Annotated in this window: 23 protein-coding genes; 11 read left to right on the forward strand and 12 right to left on the reverse strand. The window is 69.8% G+C overall.

Annotated features, from left to right (window positions below; translation table 11 throughout):
- Positions 1-7: 7 nt before the first annotated feature.
- Both JHW38_RS14355 and JHW38_RS14360 read right to left on the reverse strand, forming a co-directional pair.
- Positions 8-337, reverse strand: a complete 330-nt coding sequence (locus JHW38_RS14355) for a DMT family transporter (protein WP_207522032.1) — start codon at positions 335-337, stop codon at positions 8-10.
- Complete coding sequence (locus tag JHW38_RS14360; RefSeq protein ID WP_207522033.1) at positions 334-954, reverse strand: glutathione S-transferase C-terminal domain-containing protein; 621 nt, start codon at positions 952-954, stop codon at positions 334-336. The genes JHW38_RS14355 and JHW38_RS14360 overlap by 4 nt, the downstream gene beginning before the upstream one ends.
- Before the next feature lie 85 nt (positions 955-1,039).
- On the opposite strand from JHW38_RS14360, the gene JHW38_RS14365 reads away from it, so the two are divergent.
- Positions 1,040-1,921 (forward strand): LysR family transcriptional regulator, encoded by an 882-nt coding sequence (locus tag JHW38_RS14365; RefSeq protein WP_207522034.1) that lies wholly within the window; start codon positions 1,040-1,042, stop codon positions 1,919-1,921.
- A gap of 243 nt (positions 1,922-2,164) precedes the next feature.
- On the opposite strand, the gene JHW38_RS14370 is transcribed toward JHW38_RS14365, so the two are convergent.
- Positions 2,165-3,034 (reverse strand): LysR family transcriptional regulator, encoded by an 870-nt coding sequence (locus tag JHW38_RS14370; protein WP_207522035.1) that lies wholly within the window; start codon positions 3,032-3,034, stop codon positions 2,165-2,167.
- 123 nt (positions 3,035-3,157) lie between these two features.
- Here JHW38_RS14370 and JHW38_RS14375 point away from each other — a divergent pair, with 123 nt between their 5' ends.
- The gene (locus JHW38_RS14375; protein ID WP_207522036.1) at positions 3,158-3,787 is read left to right on the forward strand and encodes a flavodoxin family protein; all 630 of its coding nucleotides are present in this window, start codon (positions 3,158-3,160) and stop codon (positions 3,785-3,787) included.
- A gap of 114 nt (positions 3,788-3,901) precedes the next feature.
- On the opposite strand, the gene JHW38_RS14380 is transcribed toward JHW38_RS14375, so the two are convergent.
- The 6 genes from JHW38_RS14380 to JHW38_RS14405 all read right to left on the reverse strand — a co-directional run bounded on the left by JHW38_RS14380 (position 3,902) and on the right by JHW38_RS14405 (position 11,278).
- Positions 3,902-4,249, reverse strand: coding sequence for a hypothetical protein (locus tag JHW38_RS14380; RefSeq protein WP_207522037.1), 348 nt, complete (start codon positions 4,247-4,249; stop codon positions 3,902-3,904).
- A gap of 145 nt (positions 4,250-4,394) precedes the next feature.
- A complete protein-coding gene (locus tag JHW38_RS14385; protein WP_207522038.1) occupies positions 4,395-5,396 on the reverse strand; it encodes a glycosyltransferase in 1,002 nt (333 codons plus the stop codon).
- Between the two features lie 63 nt (positions 5,397-5,459).
- Positions 5,460-7,772 (reverse strand): NADP-dependent malic enzyme, encoded by a 2,313-nt coding sequence (locus JHW38_RS14390; RefSeq protein WP_207522039.1) that lies wholly within the window; start codon positions 7,770-7,772, stop codon positions 5,460-5,462.
- A 236-nt stretch (positions 7,773-8,008) separates the two neighbouring features.
- Positions 8,009-9,088, reverse strand: a complete 1,080-nt coding sequence (locus JHW38_RS14395; protein WP_428995324.1) for an ABC transporter substrate-binding protein — start codon at positions 9,086-9,088, stop codon at positions 8,009-8,011.
- Positions 9,089-9,180: 92 nt separating this feature from the next.
- Positions 9,181-10,587: a sensor histidine kinase gene (locus JHW38_RS14400; protein ID WP_207522043.1), complete on the reverse strand. Its 1,407-nt coding sequence runs from the start codon at positions 10,585-10,587 to the stop codon at positions 9,181-9,183.
- Positions 10,580-11,278 carry a response regulator transcription factor gene (locus tag JHW38_RS14405; RefSeq protein WP_207522045.1) on the reverse strand — a complete coding sequence of 233 codons (699 nt, stop codon included), beginning with the start codon at positions 11,276-11,278 and terminating at the stop codon, positions 10,580-10,582. The genes JHW38_RS14400 and JHW38_RS14405 overlap by 8 nt, the downstream gene beginning before the upstream one ends.
- 331 nt (positions 11,279-11,609) lie before the next feature.
- On the opposite strand from JHW38_RS14405, the gene JHW38_RS14410 reads away from it, so the two are divergent.
- The 5 genes from JHW38_RS14410 (at position 11,610) to JHW38_RS14430 (ending at position 16,506) form a co-directional block, all read left to right on the forward strand.
- Positions 11,610-12,806, forward strand: coding sequence for an OprO/OprP family phosphate-selective porin (locus JHW38_RS14410; RefSeq protein WP_207522046.1), 1,197 nt, complete (start codon positions 11,610-11,612; stop codon positions 12,804-12,806).
- Between the two features lie 174 nt (positions 12,807-12,980).
- Positions 12,981-14,309, forward strand: a complete 1,329-nt coding sequence (locus tag JHW38_RS14415) for a CitMHS family transporter (RefSeq protein WP_207522048.1) — start codon at positions 12,981-12,983, stop codon at positions 14,307-14,309.
- A gap of 133 nt (positions 14,310-14,442) precedes the next feature.
- Complete coding sequence (gene phbB, locus JHW38_RS14420; protein ID WP_207522049.1) at positions 14,443-15,183, forward strand: acetoacetyl-CoA reductase; 741 nt, start codon at positions 14,443-14,445, stop codon at positions 15,181-15,183.
- Between the two features lie 113 nt (positions 15,184-15,296).
- Complete coding sequence (locus JHW38_RS14425) at positions 15,297-16,196, forward strand: hypothetical protein (RefSeq protein WP_207522050.1); 900 nt, start codon at positions 15,297-15,299, stop codon at positions 16,194-16,196.
- Positions 16,197-16,212: 16 nt separating this feature from the next.
- A complete protein-coding gene (locus JHW38_RS14430; RefSeq protein ID WP_207522051.1) occupies positions 16,213-16,506 on the forward strand; it encodes a hypothetical protein in 294 nt (97 codons plus the stop codon).
- A 123-nt stretch (positions 16,507-16,629) separates the two neighbouring features.
- Here the strand turns inward: JHW38_RS14430 and JHW38_RS14435 are convergent, their stop codons facing one another.
- Complete coding sequence (locus JHW38_RS14435; protein ID WP_207522052.1) at positions 16,630-17,904, reverse strand: flavohemoglobin expression-modulating QEGLA motif protein; 1,275 nt, start codon at positions 17,902-17,904, stop codon at positions 16,630-16,632.
- A gap of 81 nt (positions 17,905-17,985) precedes the next feature.
- Entirely contained in the window at positions 17,986-19,116 is a 1,131-nt protein-coding gene (rsgA, locus tag JHW38_RS14440) for a ribosome small subunit-dependent GTPase A (protein WP_207522053.1), read from the reverse strand.
- A 238-nt stretch (positions 19,117-19,354) separates the two neighbouring features.
- On the opposite strand from rsgA, the gene JHW38_RS14445 reads away from it, so the two are divergent.
- The 3 genes from JHW38_RS14445 to JHW38_RS14455 all read left to right on the forward strand — a co-directional run bounded on the left by JHW38_RS14445 (position 19,355) and on the right by JHW38_RS14455 (position 22,180).
- Positions 19,355-20,605: an aminotransferase class I/II-fold pyridoxal phosphate-dependent enzyme gene (locus JHW38_RS14445; RefSeq protein ID WP_207522054.1), complete on the forward strand. Its 1,251-nt coding sequence runs from the start codon at positions 19,355-19,357 to the stop codon at positions 20,603-20,605.
- Positions 20,606-20,613: 8 nt separating this feature from the next.
- The gene (locus tag JHW38_RS14450) at positions 20,614-21,228 is read left to right on the forward strand and encodes an SGNH/GDSL hydrolase family protein (protein ID WP_207522055.1); all 615 of its coding nucleotides are present in this window, start codon (positions 20,614-20,616) and stop codon (positions 21,226-21,228) included.
- A gap of 280 nt (positions 21,229-21,508) precedes the next feature.
- Positions 21,509-22,180, forward strand: coding sequence for a methyltransferase domain-containing protein (locus JHW38_RS14455; protein WP_207526372.1), 672 nt, complete (start codon positions 21,509-21,511; stop codon positions 22,178-22,180).
- A gap of 138 nt (positions 22,181-22,318) precedes the next feature.
- Here JHW38_RS14455 and JHW38_RS14460 read toward each other — a convergent pair whose 3' ends face one another.
- Complete coding sequence (locus tag JHW38_RS14460) at positions 22,319-23,107, reverse strand: polysaccharide deacetylase family protein (RefSeq protein WP_207522056.1); 789 nt, start codon at positions 23,105-23,107, stop codon at positions 22,319-22,321.
- Positions 23,108-23,302: 195 nt separating this feature from the next.
- Here JHW38_RS14460 and grxD point away from each other — a divergent pair, with 195 nt between their 5' ends.
- On the forward strand, positions 23,303-24,229 hold the full coding sequence (gene grxD / locus JHW38_RS14465) for a Grx4 family monothiol glutaredoxin (protein WP_207522057.1): 927 nt from the start codon (positions 23,303-23,305) through the stop codon (positions 24,227-24,229).
- Positions 24,230-24,408: the final 179 nt, after the last annotated feature.

Genomic DNA, 24,408 nt, shown 5'->3' on the forward strand with positions numbered 1-24,408 from the left:
AGAAACCTCACGCCGGCGCGCTACGCAACAACACGATCCCCCCAACGATCAACCCCACCCCACCCAGTTTCAACGGCGTAATCGATTCGCCGAACAACACCGCCCCAATCAACACCGTCCCCGCCGCACCGATCCCCGTCCAAACCGCATACGCCACGCCGACCGGCAACGCGGTCAACGCGCGCCCCAGCAGCCAGACGAACGCGCCGAGCGCGACCAGCGACACCGCCGTCCAACCGGGCCGTGTGTAGCCGTTGGACAGCTTCATGCTCAGCGCCCAGGCCACGTCGATCAGGCCGGCGGCGATCAGCATGACCCAGGCGCTGCCGGCGCTCACGACTTGCCGTCCTCGCGCTCGGCGGCCAGCGCCTCGCGCACGCTGGGGCGCTGGTCCAGACGGGCGAGGTAGGCCGACAGGTGCGGATACGGCGCGAGATCGATCTTCAGCAACCGCGCCCAGCCGGCCACGGTGTAGAGATACGCATCGGCGACGCCGAAGCGTTCGCCAAGGAACTCGCGGCCATCGAGATGGCGGTCGACGAAGGCCAGACGCGGCTGCAGCCGCTCGCCGGCGATGCGCCCAGGGGCTTCGCCGTATTCGGGGTGGAACAGCCACGGGCTGAAGGTCTTGTGCAGTTCGGAGTTGATGTAAGTCAGCCACTGGTCCTGCTCGGCGCGCTCGAAGCTGCCGAGCGGCGCGCTGAGGCCGGCCTCAGGTTGCTGGTCGCCGAGGTAGCGCAGGATCGCCACGCCTTCGCGCAGCAACCGGCCGTCGTCGAGCTCCAGCAGCGGAACGTAGCCGAGCGGGCTCAGCTCGCGGTAGTCGCGGTTTTCGGCCAGGACCCGGGCCTCGGCGCCCAGGCGCACGCGGCGCAATTCGGCGTGCAGGCCGAGTTCGCGCAGGACGATGTGCGGGGCGAAGGAGCAGGTGTGCGGGGTGTAGTAGAGCTTCATGGCTGGGGTCCGTGAGGAGATGGCGCTACTCTCCTCGTCCGGCCCGGCGCGCGGAATACGGCGCCACCCCAAGGATCGCTTGCAGATGCGCCAAACCGCCCGCCTGTCGTTGGAAGACTTCGAACTGCTGCGCGCGATCGGTGCGCACGGCAGCCTCAGCGGCGCGGCCAAGGCCTTGGCGCTGGACCATTCCAGCGCGTTCCGGCGGCTGGCCGGGATCGAGGCGCGCGCGGGGACGCCGTTGTTCCGGCGCAGCCGCACGGGTTACACCGCAACCGAGGCCGGTGCGGTGGCGATCGAGGGCGCGCAGCGGATCCTCGACGATGCCGATCAGTTGCAGCGGCAGCTGGCCGGGCGCGATGCGCGCGGCGGGGCGCGCTTGCGGATCACGATTCCGGACACGCTGGCCGAGGTGGCGGCGCGCTTGTGTGCGGCGTTTACGGTTGAGCATCCGCAGATCGGTTGCGACCTGTTGGTGTCGAATGCGTTCGTGAACCTGCAGCAGCCCGAGGCCGATGTGGCGCTGCGGGCGTGTGCGTTGATGCCGAACGGGCTGTCGGTGCGGCGAGTGGGATCGATCGCGACAGCGGTGTATGCGGCCAGCGGCGCGAAGCTCGGCAAGCGCGAGGCCTTGAACGAGGGCGTGTGGGTCGGGTTCGACGACAACCTGTCGCATCTGTCCTCGGCGCTGTGGCTGCGCGCGAACGTGGACGAGGCGCGGATCGCGATGCGGGTCAATTCGCTGCCGGCGGCGTTGGCGGCGTGCAAGGCGGGGGTCGGGAAGGCGTTGCTGCCTTGCTATTTCGCCGATGCGGCGGGCGGGGTGAAGCGGGTGTCGGAGCCGTTGGCGGAGGTGCCGACGGAGTTGTGGTTCGCGATCCATCCGGATTTGCGGCGGTCGGCGCGGGTAAGGGCGTTGCGGGAGTTTGCGTTGGGGTGGTTGCCGAACGAAATGGCGCTGGTTTGAGGTCCGAAACCGCTGCTTGAGCCCCTCTCCCGCTTGCGGGGTGAGGGGCTGCGCTTGCGAGCCACTGGCTCGCGCAGCACCGAACGCCCGAACGCTATGCGTTTGGGCCGGGGTGGGGTTGGGGTGAGGACTGCCGCGGCACTAAACAAAAGCAGCTTGCGCCTTCGCCGCTCGCTCCCCTCACCCCAACCCTCTCCCGCAAGCGGGAGAGGGAGCACAACGTCGCGTCGGACGTTATGTCGCTTACGGCCGCATCTGCTCATCCAACCAAGCCAAAAACGCACGCACCGGCGGATGCCGCTCGCGCCCCGGCACGCACAGCACGTGATACGTCTCGCCTGGCACCGCAATCTCCGGCCGATACGCCTCCAACAACCCACGCTGCAGATTGCCTGCGACCACCACCGAACTCGCAAGCACCAACCCCTGCCCCGCACCGGCCGCGTACATCGCGTAGTGCTCCTCGTCGTAAGCGCGCATCGTCGGCGCGCGCTGCATCCAGTCGACGCCGGCGCGCGCGCACCACGCTTCCCAGCTGCATCGGTACAGCTTCGAATCGCCCCACTCCACGGTAATCAGCGTCGGCGGCGACTTCGCTGCCTCGGCCTGCGTCCGTCCCGGCGCGCCGTAGACACCGAATGATTCCCGCAAGCCGCCGTGCCGATGCAGCCCCGCCGGCACCGCGCCGCCGTAGCGGATCGCGAGGTCCACGCCGGCGTTCTGCTCCAGGTCGACCACCTGCGCGCGGGTGTCGATGCACACCGCGATGTCGGGATGGCGCGCGTAGAAGCCGCCCAGCCGCGGCACCAGCCACAACGCGGCAAACGAGGTCGAGGTGGTGACGGTCAGGCAGCCGGCGTCGGGCCGCGGGCGCAGCGCGGCGACGGACTGGGCGACTTCGAGCAAGGCGCCGTGCACGTCGCGAAACAGGCGGCGGCCGTCGTCGGTGAGGGCGACGCCGCGCGGCTGGCGCTGGAACAGGGGGCGGCCGAGCCAGCTTTCGAGCTGGCGGATCTGGTGCGAGACCGCGGTCGGGGTGACGTGCAGTTCTTCGGCGGCGGCCTTGAAGCTGGCCAGGCGCGCGGCGGCTTCGAAGCTGCGCAGGGCGGTCATGGGGAGCTCGGCGAACATCGCGTCAGGCCTGAATCTGGCTCATGCCAGGTCAATTATGGTCATTTGAGGCGGGCAAAGGCGAGAAATAGATTCATCTCAGCCCTCTCAACGACAGCCGACCCGATGAACGACGAACGCCCCCGCCGCCTGGTGATCCTGGTCGCCAGCCCCCGCCGCAACGGCAACAGCGCCGCCCTCGCCGACGCCGCCTTGCGCGGCGCCCGCGCCGGCGGGATCGAGGCCTCGCTGCATTTCGCCGACGATCTGATGCAGGGTTTCCTGCGCGATTGCCGCCAGTGCCGCGACGAGCGCGGCCGCTGCCGCATCGACGACGGTTACGCCGAGTTCTTCTTCGAGCATTTTCTCGATGCCGACGGGCTGGCGCTGGCCACGCCGGTGTACTGGTACGGAATGTCGGCGCAGGCCAAGGCGTTCTTCGACCGCATGTTCTGCTTCGTCGCGCGCAGCTATCCGGATTCGCAGGACGTACGCACGCGCATGCAGGGCAAGCGGGTCGCGTTGCTGACCGCGTCGGAGGAGATGTATCCGACGATCGCGCTGAGTCTGGTCAACCAGATGCAGGAGTACGCGCGCTACACCCATTCGCAGTTCGTCGGCACGGTGTTCGGCCAAGGGGATCAGCGCGGGGCGGTGGCCGGGGATCCGCAAGGCGCGTTGGAAGCGGCGGAGGCGTTGGGACGGCAGTTTTTCGAGCGGCCGCATGCGGATTATCGGATCGATTCGGTGCGGTGAGGGCGGTTGCGTCGTTGGCGAATTTTCGCGGTCGCGGCTTGCGCCGCTCCTACAGGTAGCCCATGTAGGAGCGGCGCAAGCCGCGACCGCGATACCTCAGCAACGACGAAGACGTCACGGCACCCACAACCGCCGCCCAATGCTTTCTTCGAATGCCTCCCACCCCAAATGCGCGGCGATGCGCAAGGCCAGCGCTTCGTACCAATCCTCGTCGCGTTCGTAAGCGCAGATGAGCTCGACGATGTTGACCCGCTCCGGCGCTTTCGCGCCGGTCGCGTAGTTACCGTTGGCGTCGCCGTCGGCGACGATCACGTGCACCCAGGGCTGGCCGTCGGCGGCGTCGAATTCTGCGGGACCAACTTGCCGCAGTTCGGGCTGTGCGGCGAGCCAGTCGAGGATCGGTTGCGCGGGGATGGCTTCGGGACGGCGCGCCGGCGGGCGCAGGGTCAGGTACCAGGTCATTCCCAAGTCCTTGCGGAAGCCGCAGTGGCTCCCTGTAGGAGCGACGCGAGTCGCGACCGCGACAACGCAACTACAGTGAACGCTTCGACGCAGTTGCGTTGTCGCGGTCGCGACTCGCGTCGCTCCTACAGGTAGATCGCGGCGATCAGCGCAGGCCGAACCACGCCCGCGGCATCAGCAGCTTGAACGCGCGTTCGGCGCTCTTGCGGCGCAGGCCGCGCTGGCCGAGGCCGCGCAGCACCGGGCCGAGCCAGCCCCAGCGCGGTTTCAGCAGGAAGGCTTCGCGCGCGTCGGCTTCGATGCGGTACATCGCCAGCACCTGTTCGGCCAGGCGGCGCTTGCTGCGCGGCAGTTCCGGCATCTTGCGCAGGCAGGCTTCCAGGTCGTCGGCGGTGCCGCGGTAGAACTGCACGGTGCGTTCGTAGCGGCGGCGGGTCGCCAGCGCGGCGGGTTCGTCGCGGGCGAACACGGTGCCGCTGACGCTGCCGGGGTGGCGGCGGTATTGGATCAGCGGCTGGCGCAGGCACAGCGACTGGCCGAGCAACGCGCCGCGCAGGCTCAGCGCGTTGTCCTCGATCGGGCCGAGCAGCGGGCCGAAGCGGTCGTAGACCTCGCGCCGGAACGCCATCGTCGCGCCGAGCAGGCCGATCAGCCGGCCGATGCGCACGTAGTAGTCGAAGTCGTAGCGCTGCGGGCGCTGGCGGAAGCTGACCTGCAGCGGCGCGCCGAAGCTGTCGATGCCGTCGAAGTCGCTGCCGAGCACGGTCGCGCCGGGGTGGTCGTCGAACGCGCGCACGATGGTGGCGACGCGTTCGGGGTAGGCGATGTCGTCGCCGGCCATCATCACGATGATCTCGCCGCTGGCCAGCGGCATCACGTCGTTGAAATGGCCGGACACGCCGAGGTTGCGCTCGGTCTTGCGCACGTGCACGCGGTGCGGGCCGCGATACGCGGCGACGATTTCTTCGGCGATCTCGAAGGTGCCGTCGTCGGAGTTGTCGTTGGAAACGATGATCTCGCACGGCACGGTCTGGGCGAAGGCGCTGTCGAGCGCGGCGCGGATGTAGTCCGCGTCGCGAAAGCAAAGCAGCAGAACGCTGACCCGCGGCCGGGGTTCGGCCACGGATTCCAGTACCGGCAGCGGCATGACCGCTGGCAGCTCGTTCAATACGGCGTTCAGTTCGCCCCCTTCGCTCGACCGCTCACCCGGTCACGCCCCGCCCAGCTCGGCCAGGCCTTTGCGCCCCGATTCTCGCGCCCCGCGGATCTGCGCGTCTACGGCTGCGATGGCGGTCATGTTGACCACTCGTCGGGGGGTCGAGGCCGGGGTCAGGATGTGCGCCGGCTTGTCCAGGCCCATCAGGATCGGGCCGATGGCCACGCCGTCGGTCATCACCCGCACCATGTTGTAGGTGATGTTGGCCGAATCCAGGTTCGGCAGCACGAACAGGTTGGCGCGGCCGTGCAGGGTCGCGTTGGGGAAGATGCGCTTGCGCAGCAGGTCGTCCCAGGCGGTGTCGGCCTGCATTTCGCCGTCGATCTCGAGCTTGGGCATGCGCTGCTGGACGATCTGGCGGACCTTGCGCATCTTCGCCGCCGACGGGTTGTCGTGGCTGCCGTAGTTGGAGTGCGACAGCAGCGCCACCTTCGGCTCGATGCCGAACAGGCGCAGGCGGTAGGTCGCCTGCAGGGTGGCTTCGGCGATCTGCTCGGCGGTCGGGTCGACCTGCACGTGGGTGTCGAGGAAGAACCACGCGCCCTGGTCGTTGATGACGCCGGTCATCGCCGAGGTGCCGGACACGCCCGGGTCGAAGTCGAAGATGCTGCGCATGTAGCCGAGCTTCTTGTGGAAGCGGCCGACGAGCCCGGAGATCATCGCGTCGGCTTCGCCGCGCTCGACCATCAGCGCCGCGATCAGCGTGGGCCGCGAACGCAGCAGGTTCTTCGCCGCCGCCGGGGTCACGCCGCGGCGCTCGGTCAGCGCGTGGTACTGCTGCCAGTACTCGTTGAAGCGCGGATCGTCGTTGATGTTGGTCAGCTCGAAGTCCACGCCCTCGCGCATGCGCAGACCCAGGCGCTGGATCCGGGTCTCGATGACGTCGGGGCGGCCGATCAGGATCGGGAACGCGAGTTCCTCGTCGATCACCGTCTGCACCGCGCGCAGCACGGTCTCCTCCTCGCCTTCGGCGTAGACCACGCGCTTGCGGTCGGCGCGGGCGCGGTCGTAGACCGGCTTCATCAGCAGGCCGGTGCGGTAGATGTACTGGCTGAGCTTTTCCTCGTAGGCGTCCATGTCGACGATCGGACGCGTGGCCACGCCCGAATCCATCGCCGCCTTGGCCACGGCCGGGGCCAGCATCACCAGCAGGCGCGGGTCGAACGGGCGCGGGATCAGGTACTCGGGGCCAAACGTGGGGACGTCCCCACCATAGGCTCCACCGAGGTCCGACGACTCCATCCGCGCCAGCGCCGCGATCGCGCGCACGCAGGCCAGCTTCATGTCTTCGTTGATGACCGTGGCGCCGACGTCGAGCGCGCCGCGGAAGATGTAGGGGAAGCACAGCGCGTTGTTGACCTGGTTCGGATAGTCCGAACGGCCGGTCGCGACGATGCAGTCCGGGCGCACGGCCTTGGCGTCTTCCGGCAGGATTTCCGGATACGGGTTGGCCAGGGCCAGGATCACCGGCTTGTCGGCCATCGTGGCGACCATCTCCGGCTTCAGCACGCCGCCGGCCGACAGGCCGAGGAAGATGTCGGCGCCGGCGACGATGTCGGCCAGGGTGCGCTTGTCGGTGTCGCGCGCGTAGCGCTCCTTGTCCGGGTCCATCTTGCCGCGGCCGGTGTAGAGCACGCCGTCGCGGTCGACCGCGAGGATGTTCTCCGGCTTCAGGCCCAGCGCGACCAGCATGTCGAGGCAGGCGATGCCGGCCGCGCCGGCGCCGCTGGTGGCCAGCTTCACTTCGGCGATGTTCTTGCCGACGATCTCCAGCGCGTTGAGCACGGCGGAACCTACGATGATCGCGGTGCCGTGCTGGTCGTCGTGGAACACCGGGATCTTCATGCGCTCGCGCAGCTTGCGCTCGACGATGAAGCATTCCGGCGCCTTGATGTCTTCGAGGTTGATGCCGCCGAAGGTCGGTTCCAGCGAGGCGATGATGTCGACCAGCTTGTCGGGGTCGCGCTCGTCGATTTCGATGTCGAACACGTCGATGCCGGCGAACTTCTGGAACAGCACGCCCTTGCCTTCCATGACCGGCTTGCCGGCCAGCGGGCCGATGTCGCCGAGGCCGAGCACGGCGGTGCCGTTGCTGATGACCGCCACCAGATTGCCGCGGGCGGTCAGCTCGCTGGCGGTGTTGGGGTCTTCGACGATGGCCTCGCAGGCGTAGGCCACGCCCGGCGAGTAGGCCAGGGCCAGGTCGCGCTGGGTGACCATCGGCTTGGTCGCGGTGACCTTGATCTTGCCCGGCGGGCTGAGGCGGTGGTAGTCGAGCGCGGCGGTTTTCAGATCGTTGTCGGACATCGCAAAGGCAGCCGTGGCAAAGGGCGCGAAAGTGGATTGGATCAGCAGTCTAATGGATGCACCCGGTGGTTTCGCGCGACCACCGGCACCTGTTCATTAGTACTTTGGAGTTGTGCCCGGTTGTAACCGCACCGGTGCCCGGCGGCTTTGCCCCGGCGGCCGGTCCGCCACACCATAGCGGCCGGCCGGCCCGACGCCAGGGTATGGAGGCGGCATGCGGGCCATGCGGCGGCGCACTACGGCCCCGCCTCGGCCGGCTTGGCGGCCGCCCGCGGCTGCACGGTGCTGCGCCAGGCGTCGAGGAATTGCCGGCGTTTGAGCGCGTCCAGATAGACCAGCAGGCCCGGCCCGAGCGGGATCGGCCGCAGCGCGCGGACCCGCGCGCCGTCGCCGGCCTGCGGCGCCAGCGGCGCGCCGCTGGGCGAGCGGATCGGCTGCAGGCCGACCTGGCGGGCCAGCACCGCCTGGCCGCGCGGCGAGATCAGATAGTCGAGGAAGCGCCCGGCCTCGACCGCGTTGGCGGCCTCGCGCGGGATCAGCGCGGTGCGCAGCAGGACCAGGGTGTAGTCCTCGGGCAGGACGATGCCGAGCGGGGCGCCGGCGTCGATCCGGGCCTGGGCGTAGGAGCCCAGCACGTTGTAGGCCAGGGCCAGCTGGCCGCGCGCGACCCGGTCCAGCAGCGGCCCGGTGCGCTCCTCCAGCACCACCCGGTTGTCGCCGAGCGCGGCCTGCAGGGCGCCGGCCATGCTGCCGAGCTGGTGGTCCTGGGTGGCCAGCAGGTAGCCGACGCTGCTGCGGCCGACGTCGTAGGTGCCGACCCGCCCGGCCAGCTTCGCCGCCGGATCGCGCAGCAAAGCCAGCAGCTGGCGGCGGGTGCGCGGCACCTGCGCCGGGGCCAACAAACGTTTGTTGTAAACGATGACGATCGGCTCGTAGCTGATGCCGAAGGCCTCGTGCCGCCATTGCGACCACGCCGGCAGCCCGGCCGTGGCCGGCGAGCGGTGGGCCAGTGCGTGGCCGTCGTTGACCAGCTTGGTCTGCAGGTCCATGCCGCTGCTGATGAGCAGATCGGCGCGCTGCGGCGGCGGCGTGCGCAGGAACCGGGTGTAGATGTCCTGGGCGACCAGATCGGAATACTCGACCTCGCTGCCGGGGTTGAGCTTCTGGTAGTCGGCGATGACCGCGGCGAAGTTCTCGATGTCGGTCGAGCCGTGGATGCGCAGATGGGCGGTGGTGGTTTGCGGGCTCTTGAAGGTCTTGACGTCGCCGGGTTCGGCGGCGGCGGGGAAGACGAGGAGCGTACCGAGCGCCACCAGGAACGAGAAAAGGCCAAGGCGCAGCCAGGCTCCGGCGCCCGCTCGCTGTTGCCCCTGCCTCTCCCCGCGTCTCATTGCTCTACGCTCGTTTCTCATACCGCTGTCCTCGGCAACCGCAACGTCACCACCAAGCCGCCGCCGACGCGGTTGCTCAGATCGATCGCGCCGCCGTGGCTCTCGACGATGCGCTTGACGATCGCCAGCCCCAGCCCGGCGCCGCCGGCGGCGGCGTCGCGGCCGCGGGCGAAGCGTTCGAACACGGTCTCGGCGTCGGCCGGGGCGATGCCGGGGCCGTGGTCGGCGATGGTCAGCACGGCGGTCGGCGCGGCCGTCTCGCCGCTCGTGGTCAGCGCGATCTGCAACGGCGCGCGGCCGTGCTTGAGCGCGTTGTCGATCAGGTTCTTGATCGCCTCGCGCAGCAGCAGCGCGTCGCCGCGCACGCGCACCGCCTCGCTGGTCGCGGCCAAGTGCAACTCGGGGCGCGGGCCGGCCTGCGGCACGGCTTCGAAGATCGCCTGATGCAGCAGTTCGGCCAGGTCCACGGTTTCGAAGCGTTGCAGATTCGCGCGGTGGATCGCGCTGGCGTCGCTGAGCAACTGGTTCAGCAGGCGGCTCATGTGGCTGGCGTTGCGCTCGATGGTTTCCAGGCTGCGGCGCTGCTCGGCCGGGTCGTCCTCGTCGAGCGCCAGCTGCGCCTGCGCGCGCAGCGCGGCCAGCGGCGTGCGCATCTGGTGCGCGGCCTCGCCCATGAACGCGCGCAGGGTTTCGTTGCTGGCCGCGAGCCGGCCCATGAAGCGGTTCAGCGATTCCACGGTCTGGTCGAGTTCGGCCGGCACTTCGCGCGCGAGCGGGCGCAGGTCGGACGGTTCGCGCTCGGACAGCTCGCGCTCCAGCCGTTGCAGCGGCCGCAGCGCGCGGTACACGCCGATCCACACCAGCGCCAGCGCCGCCAGCGACAGCGCCACGATCGCGACCAGCGCGCGCAGCACCATGTCGTCGGCCAGCGCTTCGCGCGCGCGCCGCGTCTGGCCGACCTGGACGATGGCCTGCCCCTGCGAGGCCGGCCCCGCGATCCAGCGCGAGACCGCGACGAAGCGGGTGTTTTCGCCGCGGTACATCGCATCGAACAAACGCGGCTGGCCGTCGTGCGGCGCGCTCGGCGGCGCCGGCAGGTCGGCGTAGCCGGTGATCGCCTGGCCTTCGCGGCTGGAGACGCGGTAGAACACCCGGTCCTCCGGCGCCATCGCCAGCAGGTCGAGCGCGGCGTACGGCAGATCGACCTGCCACTGGCCGTCGACCAGCGCGACCGAGTCGGCGATCGACAAGGCCGAGGAGATCAGCAAGTGATCGTAGGAACGGTCGGCCGCGGCGCGGCCGTAGCTGCGCGCGGCCAGGAACAGCAGCGCCGCGCCGATCAGCGACAGCGCGCCGAGGTAGATCAGCAGCGTCTTGCGGATCGAATCGCGGCGCCCGGCCGCGGCGCGCGCGGGCTCAGCCATCGCCGTCGCCTTCGGCCGCATCGGTCGGGCCGGCTTCGATCATGTAGCCGGCGCCGCGCACGGTGACGATGCGCAGCGGCGCGGCCGCGAGTTTCTTGCGCAGGCGCCCGACGTACAGCTCGATCGCGTTCGGCCCGGCTTCGTCGTCGAAACCGAACAGGCCGTTGCCGATCTCGTCCTTGCTGACCACCTGGCCGAGCTTGCCGATCAGGATTTCGAGCAGGCGGAACTCGCGGTTCGGCAGTTCGATCGGCTCGCCGTCGAGGGTGACGCGGTGCGCGCCGGCATCGAAGACGAAGCCATCGACCTGCACGGTGCCTGCGGCCTGGCCGCGGTTGCGCCGCAGCAGCACCCGGCAGCGCGCTTCGAATTCGCGGAAATCGAAGGGTTTGCTGAGGTAGTCGTCGGCGCCGGAATCGAGCGCGCGCACGCGGTCGTCGATGCCGTCGCGCGCGGTCAGCATCAGCACCGGGGTCGCGTCGCCGCGTTCGCGCAGGCCGGCGAGCAGGCCGAGGCCGTCGAGCCGCGGCAGGCCGATGTCGAGCACGATCAGGTCGAAGCCTTGATAACGCAGCACGCTGTCGGCCTTGAGCCCGTCGCTCTGCCAGTCCACGGCATGGCCGTCGCGGCGCATGCGCCGGACGATGGCGTCGGCGAGGTCGGCGTTGTCTTCGACGAGCAGGATGCGCACTGGGTGAATTCCTCGCCTCTTGTCGAAGTCGGTTCGGACGACGCGCGTCGAATGCCCGAAGCCGTCATCCCCGCGAAGGCGGGGATCCAGAGACTTCAGAGCCCTGTCGCGGTGAAGCCCTGGATCCCCGCCTTCGCGGGGATGACGGGCAACAGCGGCTCCGTCGTGCCGGAGCCGCCTCGTCCGCGCCATGACAGGTCTTTGACAGCTTCGACCGCCTAGCCTGCGCTGGAGGGGTTGGGACAGGCCGTCCGGGCCGACCCAACTATAAGCGTCCGCCGCGCCTTTGTGCGCGAAAGAGACGCGAAAACAAGGGTCGGGAGAAAAATCGATGGCTGTCGCCCACCACGCCGGCGCGTGCGTCGCGCTGTGCCTGCTCGCTGCGTCCGCAAGCGCCGCCCACGCGGCCGAAAGCGGCGACGAGCGCCCCGTGACCGCCGAACTCGGCGGCCGCATCCACTGGGATTTCGCCGAGTTCGACAACGACCGGCGCGGCGCGCCGAACCCCGACGACACCGAAGTGCGGCGGCTGTGGCTCGACGTGTCGGGCAAGTTCTACGGTTGGGGCTACAAGATCGAAGGCGACTTCGCCGGCCTGCAGGACAAGTTCAGCGGCGACAACGTCGAGGCCAAGGATGTCTACGTCACCCGCGATTTCAAGGCCGGCAAGCTGACTGTCGGCCAGTTCAAGCAGTACTTCACCCTGGACGACCGGATCAGCTCGAACTACGGCGTGTTCATGGAGCGCAGCATGTTCGCCAGCTCCGTCGCGCCGCTGTACCGGCTCGGCGCGGCCTGGATCACCGCGCGCGACGAGTACACCGTCGGCGGCAGCGTCTACAGCCTGGAAAGCATCGACGTGTGGCAGGTCAAGGGCCGCGCGTTCGGCGCGCGCGGCACCTGGGCGCCGCGCCACGACACCGGCGACGCGCTGCACCTGGGCCTGTCGCTGGCGCGCGAGTACTACGACCATCCCGGCCGCGACGGCGCCAACGGCCTGCGCATCGCGCCGCGCCCGGCCGGGCATCTGTCCGACAACAGCCGCGCGACCTTGGTCAACTTCAACCGCGGCCTCGACACCGACGTCGACAAGTACTCGCTGGAGTTCGCGCTGGCGCGCGGCCCGGTGTACGTGCAGTCCGAACTCAGCGGCGCCGATTTCGACGACGGCAGCCAGCGCGGCGAGATCCGCTCGGCCTACGCCACGCTCGGCTGGTTCGTCACCGGCGAGAACATGCCCTACGACACCAAGTCCGGCCGCTTCGGCCGGGTCAAGCCGTCGCGCCCGAACGGCGCCTGGGTGGTCGCGGCGCGCTACGACACCATCCGCGGCAAGCAGCACCTCAACGGCGCGGCGAACTTCAGCGACGTGTCGATGGAGCAGACCAGCCTCGGCGTGAACTGGCACCTGCGCGCGAACCTGCGCTTCATGTTCGATCTGATCGAAAGCCGCAACCGCGACCGGCTCGCGGGCGCGACGCTCGACCGCACGCGTGCGCTGACCGGGCGGTTTCAGTACGACTTCTGACTCTTTCGCATGAAATGCCCTGGATGTTCGGCTACGCCGAAATAAAGCAGAGCCCGCGTTCGCGGGAATGACGGGGCGGTTGTTGCGCTGCGGCTTACTCGCGCACCGCCAGTTCCCCATCCCCGCTCCACCTCTCCCGCTCCACCTGCCCCGCCTCCCACCAAGGAACCCCCAATGCTGACCATCCTCGGCTTCGGCATGGTCCTCACCTTCATGTATCTGATCATGAGCAAGCGGCTGTCGCCGCTGGTCGCCCTGATCGTGATACCCATCGTCTTCGCCCTCGCCGGCGGCTTCGGCGCCGGAATCGGCGAGATGATGATCGAGGGGATCAAGAAGATCGCGCCGACCGGCGTGATGTTGATGTTCGCCATCCTCTACTTCGGAGTGATGATCGACGCCGGCCTGTTCGATCCCATCGTCAAGCGCATCCTCAAGCTGGTGAAGGGCGACCCGGTCAAGATCGTGGTCGGCACCGCGGTGCTGGCGATGCTGATCTCGCTCGACGGCGACGGCTCGACCACCTACATGATTACGGTCTCGGCGATGCTGCCGCTGTTCCAGCGTCTGCGCATGAACGCCTTGAACCTGACCTGCGTGACGATCCTGGCCAGCGGCGTGATGAACCTGACCCCGTGGGGCGGGCCGACCGCGCGCGCGGCGACCGCGCTGCACGTGGATCCCAGCGAAGTGTTCGTGCCGCTGATTCCGGCGATGGTGGTGTCGCTGCTGAGCATCCTGGTGCTGGCGTGGTATCTCGGGCTGCGCGAGCGCAAGCGCCTGGGCATCGTGACCCTGGACGGCCACGCCGCCGACTGGAATCCCGAGCTCGACACCGCCAGCGACAACCTGCCGACCCTGGCCGACAGCGAAGACACCAAGCGGCCGAAGCTGCTGTGGGTCAACGCCGGCCTGACCGTGGCGCTGATGGCCGCGCTGATCCTCGGCCTGCTGCCGCTGCCGGTGTTGTTCATGATCGGCTTCGCGATCGCGCTGGTCATCAACTACCCGGATCTGGCCGAACAGCGCCGCCGCATCGGCAACCACGCCGGCAACGTGCTGGCGGTGGTGTCGCTGATCTTCGCCGCCGGCATCTTCACCGGCATCCTGTCCAACACCGGCATGGTCGAGGCGATGTCGCGCAGCTTCCTGGCGGTGATCCCCGACGCCTGGGGCCCGTACCTGGCGGTCATCACCGCGATCGCCAGCATGCCTTTCACGTTTTTCATGTCCAACGACGCGTTCTATTTCGGCGTGCTGCCGATCCTGTCGGAAGCGGCCGGGCATTACGGCATCACCCCGGTGGAGATGGCGCGCGCGTCGCTGGCCGGGCAACCGGTGCATCTGTTGAGCCCGCTGGTGCCGTCGACGTATCTGTTGGTCGGCATGGCCAATGTGGATTTCGCCGACCATCAGAAGTTCACCCTGAAGTGGGCGGTGATGGTGTCGATGATTTTGTTGTTCGCTTCGCTCGCGTTCGCCCTCTACCCCTTCGCCGCTTGATGTCTCTCCTGTAGGAGCGGCGCGAGCCGCGACTGCGACATCGCAGTTGCTGCGCAAGCTTCGACGTAGTTGCGTTGTCGCAGTCGCGGCTCGCGCCGCTCCTACAGGGGGCTACCCACAGGAACCGAATGTCATGACACTCCGCATCGCATACGTCACCAGCGGCATGGGCAGCCTGGGCACCGCGATCTGCCGCAAGCTCGCCGACAGCGGCCACACCGTGGTCGCCGGTTGCGGCCCGAACTCGCCGCGCAAGGCCGGCTGGCTGCGCGAGCAGCGCGAGCTGGGCTACGACTTCATCGCCTCGGAAGGCAACGCCGCCGACTGGGATTCCACCGTCGCCGCGTTCGCCAAGGTCAAGGCCGAGGTCGGCGAAGTCGACGTGCTGGTCAACAACGCCGGCGGCACCCGCGACGTGCTGTTCCGGCAGATGAGCCGCGACGACTGGAACGCGGTCATGGCCGGCAACCTCAACACCTTGTTCAACATCACCAAGCAGGTCGCCGACGGCATGGCCGCGCGCGGCTGGGGCCGGATCGTCAACATCGGCTCGGTCAGCGCGCAGAAGGGCCAGATCGGCCAGGTCAACTACGCCACCGCCAAGGCGGCGATGCACGGCTTCACCCGCGCGCTGGCGCAGGAGTTCGCCGCGCGCGGGGTCACCGTCAACACGCTTTCGCCCGGCTACGTCGCCAGCGCCGCGATCAGCGCGTTCCCGCCCGACGTGCTCGACCGCCTCGCAGCGTCCGTGCCGCTGCGGCGCCTGGGCAAGCCGGAGGAAGTCGCGAGCCTGTGCGCGTGGCTGGTCAGCGACGATGCCGCGTTCGTGACCGGCGCCGATTACGCGGTCAACGGCGGCTTGCAGATGGGCTGAGGCCGGGCCTCGTCCCCCCCCGACGCTTCCCGCGCAGCGACGCCCGGCCGGATCCGCGCCCCGATTGCGTTAACCCCTAGGCGGCCATGGCAGGCCGCCTACAGGGGAACAACATGATCGCTATCCGCATCGCCCGGGCCGCGGCGCTGTTGGCGCTGGGCTGCGCCCTGGCCGCCTGCTCGACCTTCCGCGGCGCGCCCAAGCCCTTGATCTCGCCGAAGCAGCTGGAAAGCAGCGCGAGCTTCAACGTCGCCGGCGACATCGACACCCTGATCAAGACCAGCGACAAGGCCGCGCGCGACGGCGCCATGCGCCGCCTGATGGCGGTGTGCGACATGCGCTATTCGCAGTTCCGCCACGACATCGTCGCCAACCGCAAGCACGCGCGCGCCGGCGCCAATGCGCTGACCCTGATGACCGACGTCGCCGCCGGCCTGACCGACTCGGTCGGGGTCAAGGACAACTACATCGCGCTGTCGGCGCTGATCCAGGGCGGCCAGACCCTGTACGACAAGGATTACCTGTTCGACCAGACCCTGGACGCGCTGGTCGTGCAGATGGACGCCAACCGCAAGGCCAAGCTGGTCGACATCCTGGTGTCGATGGACGCCTCGGTCGCGCAGTACCCCGGCCAGGTCGCGCTCGCCGACGTGCTCGACTACTACCACGCCGGCACCATCAACGCCGCGATCCTCGGCGTGCAGAAGTCCGCCAGCGCGCAGGACGCGCAGAACACCCAGGCGCTGCGCCAGCTCAAGGCGATCGACGACGGCGAGCGCAACGCGATCCGCACCGGCACCAGCGCGCTGTTCGGCTTCGTCGACGGGCTCGACCAGGCCAAGGCCGACAAGGTATTGGTCTTCCTGAAGGGCAAGAGCGTCGCGGCGAGCAAGGGCGCGACCCTGGACGAGACCAAGAAGGCGCTCAAACAGGCGCTGACCCAGTTGCGCCGCGACAAGTATCCCGACGATGTCCAGCCGCTGCTGGACGAACTCAAGACCGCGACCCAGTAAGCCACGGAGACCGCGCATGGCCAACGACACCGCCGAAATCCCCGCCGAATTCGACTTCGTCCAGATCACCCGCGCGATCATGGGCGAGGAGGCCTGGGGCTATCTGTTCGTCGACAACCAGATCAAGACCCGGCGCGGCGCCAGCTACAACGAAGCCAGTTTCGAATTCCGCGACGAGGGCTACCCGGACGACTGCGTGGTGGTGCCGGCCGCGCAGGCGATTCCGGCCGGCTATGTCGAGGAGTGGCGCGGGCAGATGCTGGTGGCGAACCGCGTGCGCCGCGTCGTAGTCGCGCGCAAACGGGGGTAGCCCCCTGTAGGAGCGGCGCGAGCCGCGACCGCGACAACGCAGCTGTTGCGAACGTTTCGGCGTAGTCGCGTTGTCGCAGTCGCGGCTCGCGCCGCTCCTACAGTCGGAAACGCGGCAACGCGGTCAGCCGATCTCGCTGAAATCGCCTTCGGCCATATGATCCAACCGGATCCGGTTGGCGAACAGCGAAAACGCCAGCATCCCCGCCAACCCATTGGCGCGGGTGATCCACGGCGGCATCCAGCGCGGCGGCGCCAGCACGCCGGACTGGAACAACGGCTCGAAGCGCTGCACGTCGCCGAGGGTCATCTTGCCGGCGAACAGCCAGCGGCACAGGTGCAGCTTCTGCTGGCGCAGCGCCCAGCGGAAGAAGGTGTGCACGCCGACCAGCCCGCGCAGGTACACGCTGTCCTTGGTGAAGGCCGCGCCGCCGCCGGTCGGCACGCCGCGGAACACGCGCTGGGCCGAGGCGAAGCTTTCTTCCGGGGTCTGCCCGGCGTCGATGAAGTAACGGAACACGTGGATGAAATCGGCGCCGTCCAGGGCCATCGCGACCGCGTCGATGCGCAGGCTCAGCCGCTTCATCCGGCCGATGTCGATGCTGCCGGTGATCTGCTCGGCGAAGGTCGCCAGGCCTTCCTGGGTCGCGGTGCTGCGCGGCGATGACAGCGCCAGGCTCGGCAGGATCGGCTGCTCGCGGCCGTTGAGCGCGGTCAGCGAATGCACGAAGGCTTCGTGCTGCAACAGCTGGTGGCGGTCGTAATCGCTGAACGCCGCGCCGCTGCGCAGGCGGATGCGGGTGGCGCCGGCGGCGGCCTTGGCGATCAGGTCGGGATCGAGCACCACTTCGATCACCCGGCTGTCGAAGTAGTCGTCGAGGTCGCGCTGCAATTGCAGGCTCAGCGCGGTCGCCGAAATCTCCACCGTCTCGGCCGGCGACATCAGTTCGCGGTCGAGTTCGTTGGCGATGGAAATGAAGTGGTTGGCGGCCTCGCGCGTGGTCGGGCCCTGGCCCGGCAAGGCCACGTCGGGCTTGCCGAACAACTGCACCGAGTAGTCGGCGACCTGGTTCGTGCCGAGGCATTCGAGCAATCGCGCGGCTATGCCCCAGGAGTGCGCCGATTCGATCAGGTACTCGCCGAGCGGATGGTCCGGGTCGGCGGCGTCGGCGATGGCGTCGAGCTCGCCCCGCACTTCGCTGAAGTCGTGCCTGGGATAGTCGATGACCGGCAGCGTCGCGGCGCCGCGCGCGTAGTCGGCGAGGAAGCGCTGCTCCAGCCCGGCCGGCCAGCTGACCATCGTCAGCAGCTTGATCCCGCGCGCGGCGCGGACCATGCGCGCGTCGAGCTGGGCGTGGTGGTGCAGGTCGGGCGACAGATCGGTCGGTAGCGCGCTCATGCGGCGGCCTGCGGGTCGGCGTGGTGGAACGGCAGCGCGCGCGGACGGGCGACGGCGGCGCGCGAGGTGCGCAGCGCCCGCTCAGTGCCGCCCATACTTCTCGTCCAGGCGCTTGTTGAGGGCCTTGCCGAGCACTTTCTCCTCGGACTTCTGCGCGCGCCGGTTGGCCAGCTTGTTGGCCGCGCCGGCGACTTCGTCGCGCAGCTTGAGGTAATTGGCGAAGCGCTGCGGATCCAGCTTGCCGCCTTCGATCGCCGCGCGCACCGCGCAGCCGGGCTCGCGGTAGTGCGAGCAATCGCGGAACTTGCACTGCTCGGCCAGCGCCTCGACGTCGGCGAAGTTCTCGCCGACGTCTTCCTCGCCGGTCGGCTTGAGCTCGCGCATGCCCGGCGTGTCGATCAGGCAGGCGCCCGACGGCAGCGGAATCAGCGCGCGGTGGGTGGTGGTGTGGCGGCCGCGCGCGTCGCTTTCGCGGACCGCGCCGGTCTTCATCTTCTCGATGCCGAGCAGGCTGTTGGTGATGGTCGACTTGCCGGCGCCGGAGGACCCCACCAGCACCACGGTGCGGCCCGGCGCCAGCCACGGCGACAGCGCTTCGAGCACGCCGTCGCGGTCGCGCGCGTTGACCGCGCGCACCTGCACGCCCTGGCTCAGTTCGACCAGCGCGTCGGTGGCCAGGGTCACCGCATCGGGGTCGGCGGCCAGCGCGGCGTCGGCCTTGGTCAGCACGATCACAGGTTCGGCGCCGCCGCGCACCAGCAGCAGATAGCGCTCGATCCGGCGCGGATTGAAATCGGCGTCGAGCCCGCAGACCACGAACACGGTGTCGATGTTGGCCGCGATCAGCTGCTGCTTGTAATGCTCGCCGGCGGCGCCGCGCTTGATCGCGCTGTGCCGCGGCAGCAGCGCCACGACCTTGTCGCGCGAACCGCTGCGCTCGATCAGCAGCCAGTCGCCGACGCCGGGCCGCTGTTCGGGCGGGAAGCGCGGGCGTTGCCACTCGGGCAGCGACTCGACCTTGAAGCCGGCGCTGTCGGGGCCGTCGGCGACCACGTAGCCGCTGCGGTGCTGCTCGATGACCCGCGCCGGGCGGGCCTGGGGGTGTTCGGCGAGCAGCTCGCGCCAGGCCGGGTCGGCCGGCAACGGATTTTCGTCCGGGCCGGCCTGCAAGGGCCAGCCGATCGCCTGCAAGGCGGCCAGTTCGGGAGTCAAAGGCGCGGGAGGCGGTTGGGCATGGCGCGATTCTACCTACGCCGCCGGCCGGTTTTGCCGTCGAGCGGCCGCCGGGCTTTGCCGGAAACCGGTTGCAGCCGGCGCGGCGACGGCCCGGAGCCCGTTCTTGTGCGCCCGGTCGACGCCGCAGGCCGCGAAAAACCGCGATTCAGGCTGTTTACCGGGGCGGATTCGGCTAGGCTGGGGGTCCACTCGACTCCTCCTGTGTGCCGCTCCGATGTCCCAGCCGCCCTTGAAAACCCGCGAACGCCTGTCCGAAGTCCGTTACGAAATCCGCGGTGAACTGGCCCGGCGAGCTCGCGAGTTGGAGGCCCAGGGACGCAAGCAGATCAAGCTCAACATCGGCAACCCCGGCGCGTTCGGTTTCCGCGCCCCCGAGCACCTGCAGCGCGCCATCGCCGAGCGCATCGCCGACACCGACCCCTACACCCACCAGCAGGGCTTGCCGGCCGCGCGCGAGGCCATCGCCGCGTTCTACAAGCGCCGCGGCACGCCGAACGCCTCGCCCGAACGGGTGTTCGTCGGCAACGGCGTCAGCGAGCTGATCGACCTGTCGCTGCGCGCCCTGCTGAACCCGGGCGACGAAGTGCTGCTGCCCTCGCCCGACTACCCGCTGTGGTCGGCCGCGACCATCCTCAACGACGGCCGCCCGGTGTACTACCGCTGCCAGCCGGAGAACGGCTTCCTGCCCGATCCGGACGAGATCGAGCAACTGGTCTCCAGCCGCACCCGCGCGATCGTGCTGATCAATCCGAACAACCCGACCGGCGCGGCCTATCCGCGCGCGCTGATCGAGCGCATCGTCGCGATCGCCGCCAAGCACCGGCTGTTGCTGCTGTGCGACGAGATCTACGACTCGATCCTGTACGGCGACGCGCAGTTCGAGCCGGTCGCGCCGATCGCCGGCGACCTGCCGTGCCTGAGCTTCGGCGGGCTGTCCAAGGTCCACCGCGCCTGCGGCTGGCGGGTCGGCTGGGCGGTGCTGTCGGGCGATCCTCTGGCCACCGGCGAGTTCCACCACGCGATGGACCTGCTCGGCGCGCTGCGCCTGTGCGCCAACGTGCCCGGCCAGTTCGCGATCGAGGCCGCGCTGAACGGCGCCGACACCATCACCCCGCTGTGCCGCCCCGGCGGCCGCCTGTTCGAAGCGCGGCGCGCGGTGATCGAGGCGGTCGAGGCGAGCAAGCACCTGCAACTGGTCGCGCCGGCCGGCGCGCTGTACGCGTTCCCGGCGGTGACCGGCGCGGCCGCGCAAGGCTTCGACGACCACAAGTTCGCGCTGGAACTGCTGGAAACCGAGGACGTGCTGGTGGTCCCGGGTTCGAGCTTCAACGTCCCTTACCGCAACCATTTCCGCGTCACCCTGCTGCCGCAGCCGGACGACGTGCGCGAGGTGTTCGTGCGGATCGAGCGCGTGCTCGACCGCCACGCCGAGCGTGCCGGCGCGCCGCGCGCCGCCGTCGCCTGAGCGCGGCGATGGCGCGCTCGTATCTGGCGCTCGGCGACAGCTACACCATCGGCGAAGCGGTTCCCGAAGCCGGCCGCTGGCCGGTGCAGCTGGTCGCCGGCCTGGCCGCGCGCGGCATCGCCGTGGCGCCGCCGCGCATCGTCGCCACGACCGGCTGGACCACCGACGAGCTCGCGCTGGCGCTCGATCTGGCCGAGCCGCTCGGCGAATGGGATTTCGTCAGCCTGCTGATCGGCGTCAACAACCAGTACCGCGGCCGCAGCGCCGCGCAGTACGCCGGCGAGTACCGCGAACTGCTGGAGCGCGCGATCGGCTACGCGCGCGGCCGCCCCGACCGGGTGCTGGCGCTGGCGATCCCCGACTGGGGCGCGACCCCGTTCGGCGCCCAGGACAAGCGCGGCGCGGCCGCGATCGGCGCCGAACTCGACGTGTTCAACATCACCGCCGGCGAAATCTGCGCGCGCTACGGCGTGGCCTTCGTCGACATCGGGCCGGTTTCGCGCGAGTTGGCCGCCGACCCGGCGATGCTGGCCGAGGATGCGCTGCATCCTTCGGCGCGGATGTACGCGCGCTGGACCGAACTCGCGCTGCCGGTCGCGGAGCGCCTGCTCGGGCGCGATTGAGCCCCGACGATCCGACCGAGGATGCGCCGCATCCTTCGGCGCGGACTTACGCGCGCTGGCCCGAACCGGCGCTGCCGCTGGCGCAGCGCCCGCCCGGGCGCGATCGAGCGCGGCGGACGCGGGCCGGATCGGCCCGTGCAAACGTTTCTGCAAGTGTTTCCAAAGGTAATCCCGCGGCGCACGCCGGTTTCCGCGCGACCCCGGCCGATGCCACACTGCCCGGGCCGGCGACGACGACGCCGCAGGATTCGCCCCGAGGATGAGCTCAGCGGTACAAGCCATGCCCCCCGGCCAGGCCGTGCGGATCGCGCGCGCCTACCTGCCCGAGCATCCGCTCGGCAACCGCTGGGACTACTACTACAGCCGGGCCAAGCTCGGCAGCGACCCGCTCTATCCCGGCGTCAGCGAAGCCCTGCGCGGCACCCGCGCGCCGCTGCTCGACCTGGGCTGCGGCCTGGGCCTGCTGGCCCACACCCTGCGCGCCGACGGCATCGGCCTGGGCTACCGCGGCGTCGACAGCGACGCGGCCAAGATCCGCCGCGCAGGCCGCGCCGCGGCGCGGGTCGGCCTCGATCAGGCGCGTTTCGCGGTCATGGACCTGGCGCGCGAACTGCCCGAACACCGCGGCAGCGTGGCGATGCTCGACGTGCTCCAGTTCATCCCCTACCCCGCGCAGGCGCGCGCCATCGACGCGATGATCGCGATGCTGACGCCCGGCGCGCGGCTGGTGATCCGCACCGGCCTGGACGACGGCACCGGCCGCGCGCGGATCACCCGCGCGGTCGACGTGTTCGCGCGCGCGCTGGGCTGGATGAACGCGATGCCGCGCTATTACCCCGACGGCGAGGCCTTGCGCGCGCGGCTGCGCGATGCGGGGTTGCGGGTCGAGTTCACGCCGTTGTATGGGCGTACGCCGTTCAACAACTGGCGGATCGTGGCGGCGCGGGACTGAGCGCAAGCGGGTTCGTCGTCGTTGCGGTTTCGCGGTCGCAGCTCGCGCAGCTCCTACAGGAGCTCCGGTATCCGACTGTAGGAGCTGCGCAAGCTGCGACCGCGCCAACGCAACTACGCCGCCACCCCATCGCAGCCGCTATCTCTCCACCGCCTCCGGCAACACGCAGCGATACCCCAACGCCCGCAACCGCGCCAGCAGCGCCGCCATCGTCTCCACGCTGCGCCCATGCCCCGCGCCTTCGTGCATCAGCACGATCGCGCCCGGCGCCAGGCCGCGCTCGATCCGCGCCAGCACCCGCTCGGGTTCGGCCGTCACCGCATCGAAACCGCGCGCGCTCCAGCCGACCCGGGCCAGCCCGCAGCGCTGCAGCGAACGCGCGACGAAGGGGTTGGCCATGCCGACCACCGCGCGGAACCACTGCAGGCGATAGCCCGGCAGCAGTTCGCGCAAGGTCCGGTCGGCGTCGGCGATCTCGCGCCGCATCGCCGCCGGGCCCAGCCGCCAGAACGCCGCCGAAGGATGGCTGGCGCTGTGGTGGCCGACGCCGTGGCCGCGCCGCACGATCTGCGCCAGCAACTGCGGCTGCGCTTTCGCGCGCTCGGCGACGACGAAGAAGGTCGCCTTGGCGCCGTGCGCGTCGAGCAGGTCGAGCATCGCTTCGGTGTCGGCCGACGGGCCGTCGTCGATGGTCAGCCACACCGCCGGCTCGGGCGTCGGCAGGCGCCGCAGCACCGGGCTGAACAAGGCCGAGCCGGGATTCAGGGTGCCCCACAGCATCGTCCAGTGGCTCAGCGTCAACGCCGTCAGGCCGACCGCCCAGCCCAGCCACAGCCACAGGCCGAGTACGGCCAGCTGCGAGGCCGCGAACAGCCACAGCGCGGCGGCGGGGTGGCGCGGCGGTCGGTGCGGGACCGGAACAGTCATCGGCGCGGCGGGCCCGGGGGCGAGGGGCGTCCATCGTAGCCGGCCGCCCGCCTCGGGGGGACCTACACGGCGCCGAGGCGGGCGCGCTCCGTCCTGCCCGCGCCGTGCGACCCGCCCGGGCGCGGGCCGCCGGCCACTTGCATCGCCGCGCCGCAGCCCCCATCTGCGGAGAATTCCCGTCAGCCTCAGATTCCCATGTCCCTCACTCCCGAACTGCGCTCGCGCATCGAAACCCTGCTCCAGTCCAACCGCGTCGTGCTATTCATGAAGGGCGCGCCGGACGCGCCGCAGTGCGGCTTCTCGGCGAAGGCCGCCGGCACCCTCAACGCGCTGCTGCCGCAGGGCTATGCGCATGTGGACGTGCTCAGCGACGCCGAGATCCGCGAGGGCATCAAGGCCTACGGCGAGTGGCCGACCATCCCGCAGCTGTACATCGACGGCCAGCTGGTCGGCGGCAGCGACATCATCCTGCAGATGGCCGACAGCGGCGAGCTGCACGGCGCGCTCGGCCTGCCGGCGCCCGACCGCAGCCCGCCGAAGCTCGAAATCACCGCGGCCGCGGCCAAGATGCTGCGCGACGCCGTCGCCGGCGCGGGCGAAAACTACGCGGTGCAGTTGGAAGTCGACGCGCGCCACAACGTGCGCCTGCAGCTGGCGCCGGTCGACGCCGACGCGGTCGCGGTCGAAATCGACGGTGTGCGCGTGCAGACCGACTGGATCAACGCGCGCCGCGCCGACGGCGTGTCGATCGACTGGGCCGACGACGAGCGCGGCCGCGGTCTGGTCATCACCAATCCGAACGCGCCGCCGGCGGTGCGTTCGATCGATCCGGCCGAGGCGCGCGAGCGCGTGCGCGCCGGCAGCCTGCGCCTGATCGACGTGCGCCCGGCCGACGAACGCGCGCTGGCCCAGGCCGATGTCGCCTTCGACAGCTTCGACGCCGGCACCCAGGCGCTGGAAGCGCTGCCGAAGGACGCGCCGGTCGCGTTCCTGTGCCACCGCGGCGGGCGCAGCGCGCAGGCCGCCGAGCATTTCCGCCAGCTCGGTTTCCGCGAGGTCTACAACGTGGTCGGCGGCATCGACGCGTGGGCCGATCTGGACGGCGGCATCGCCAAGTACTGAGCGCGGAGTTCGTCCCGGTAATGCGAAGCCGCGGCCTTCGGGACGCGGCTTCGTGCTTTCTGGGATTCGCGCTAAAGGCGGATGCCTCCCTGTAGGAGCGGCGCGAGCCGCGACCGCGACAACGCACCTGCGGCGAAAGTTGCGACGTAGTTGCGCTGTCGCGGTCGCGGCTCGCGCCG

Origin of the sequence: Lysobacter enzymogenes (assembly GCF_017355525.1) — a bacterium.
GTDB classification, from domain to species: domain Bacteria; phylum Pseudomonadota; class Gammaproteobacteria; order Xanthomonadales; family Xanthomonadaceae; genus Lysobacter; species Lysobacter enzymogenes_C.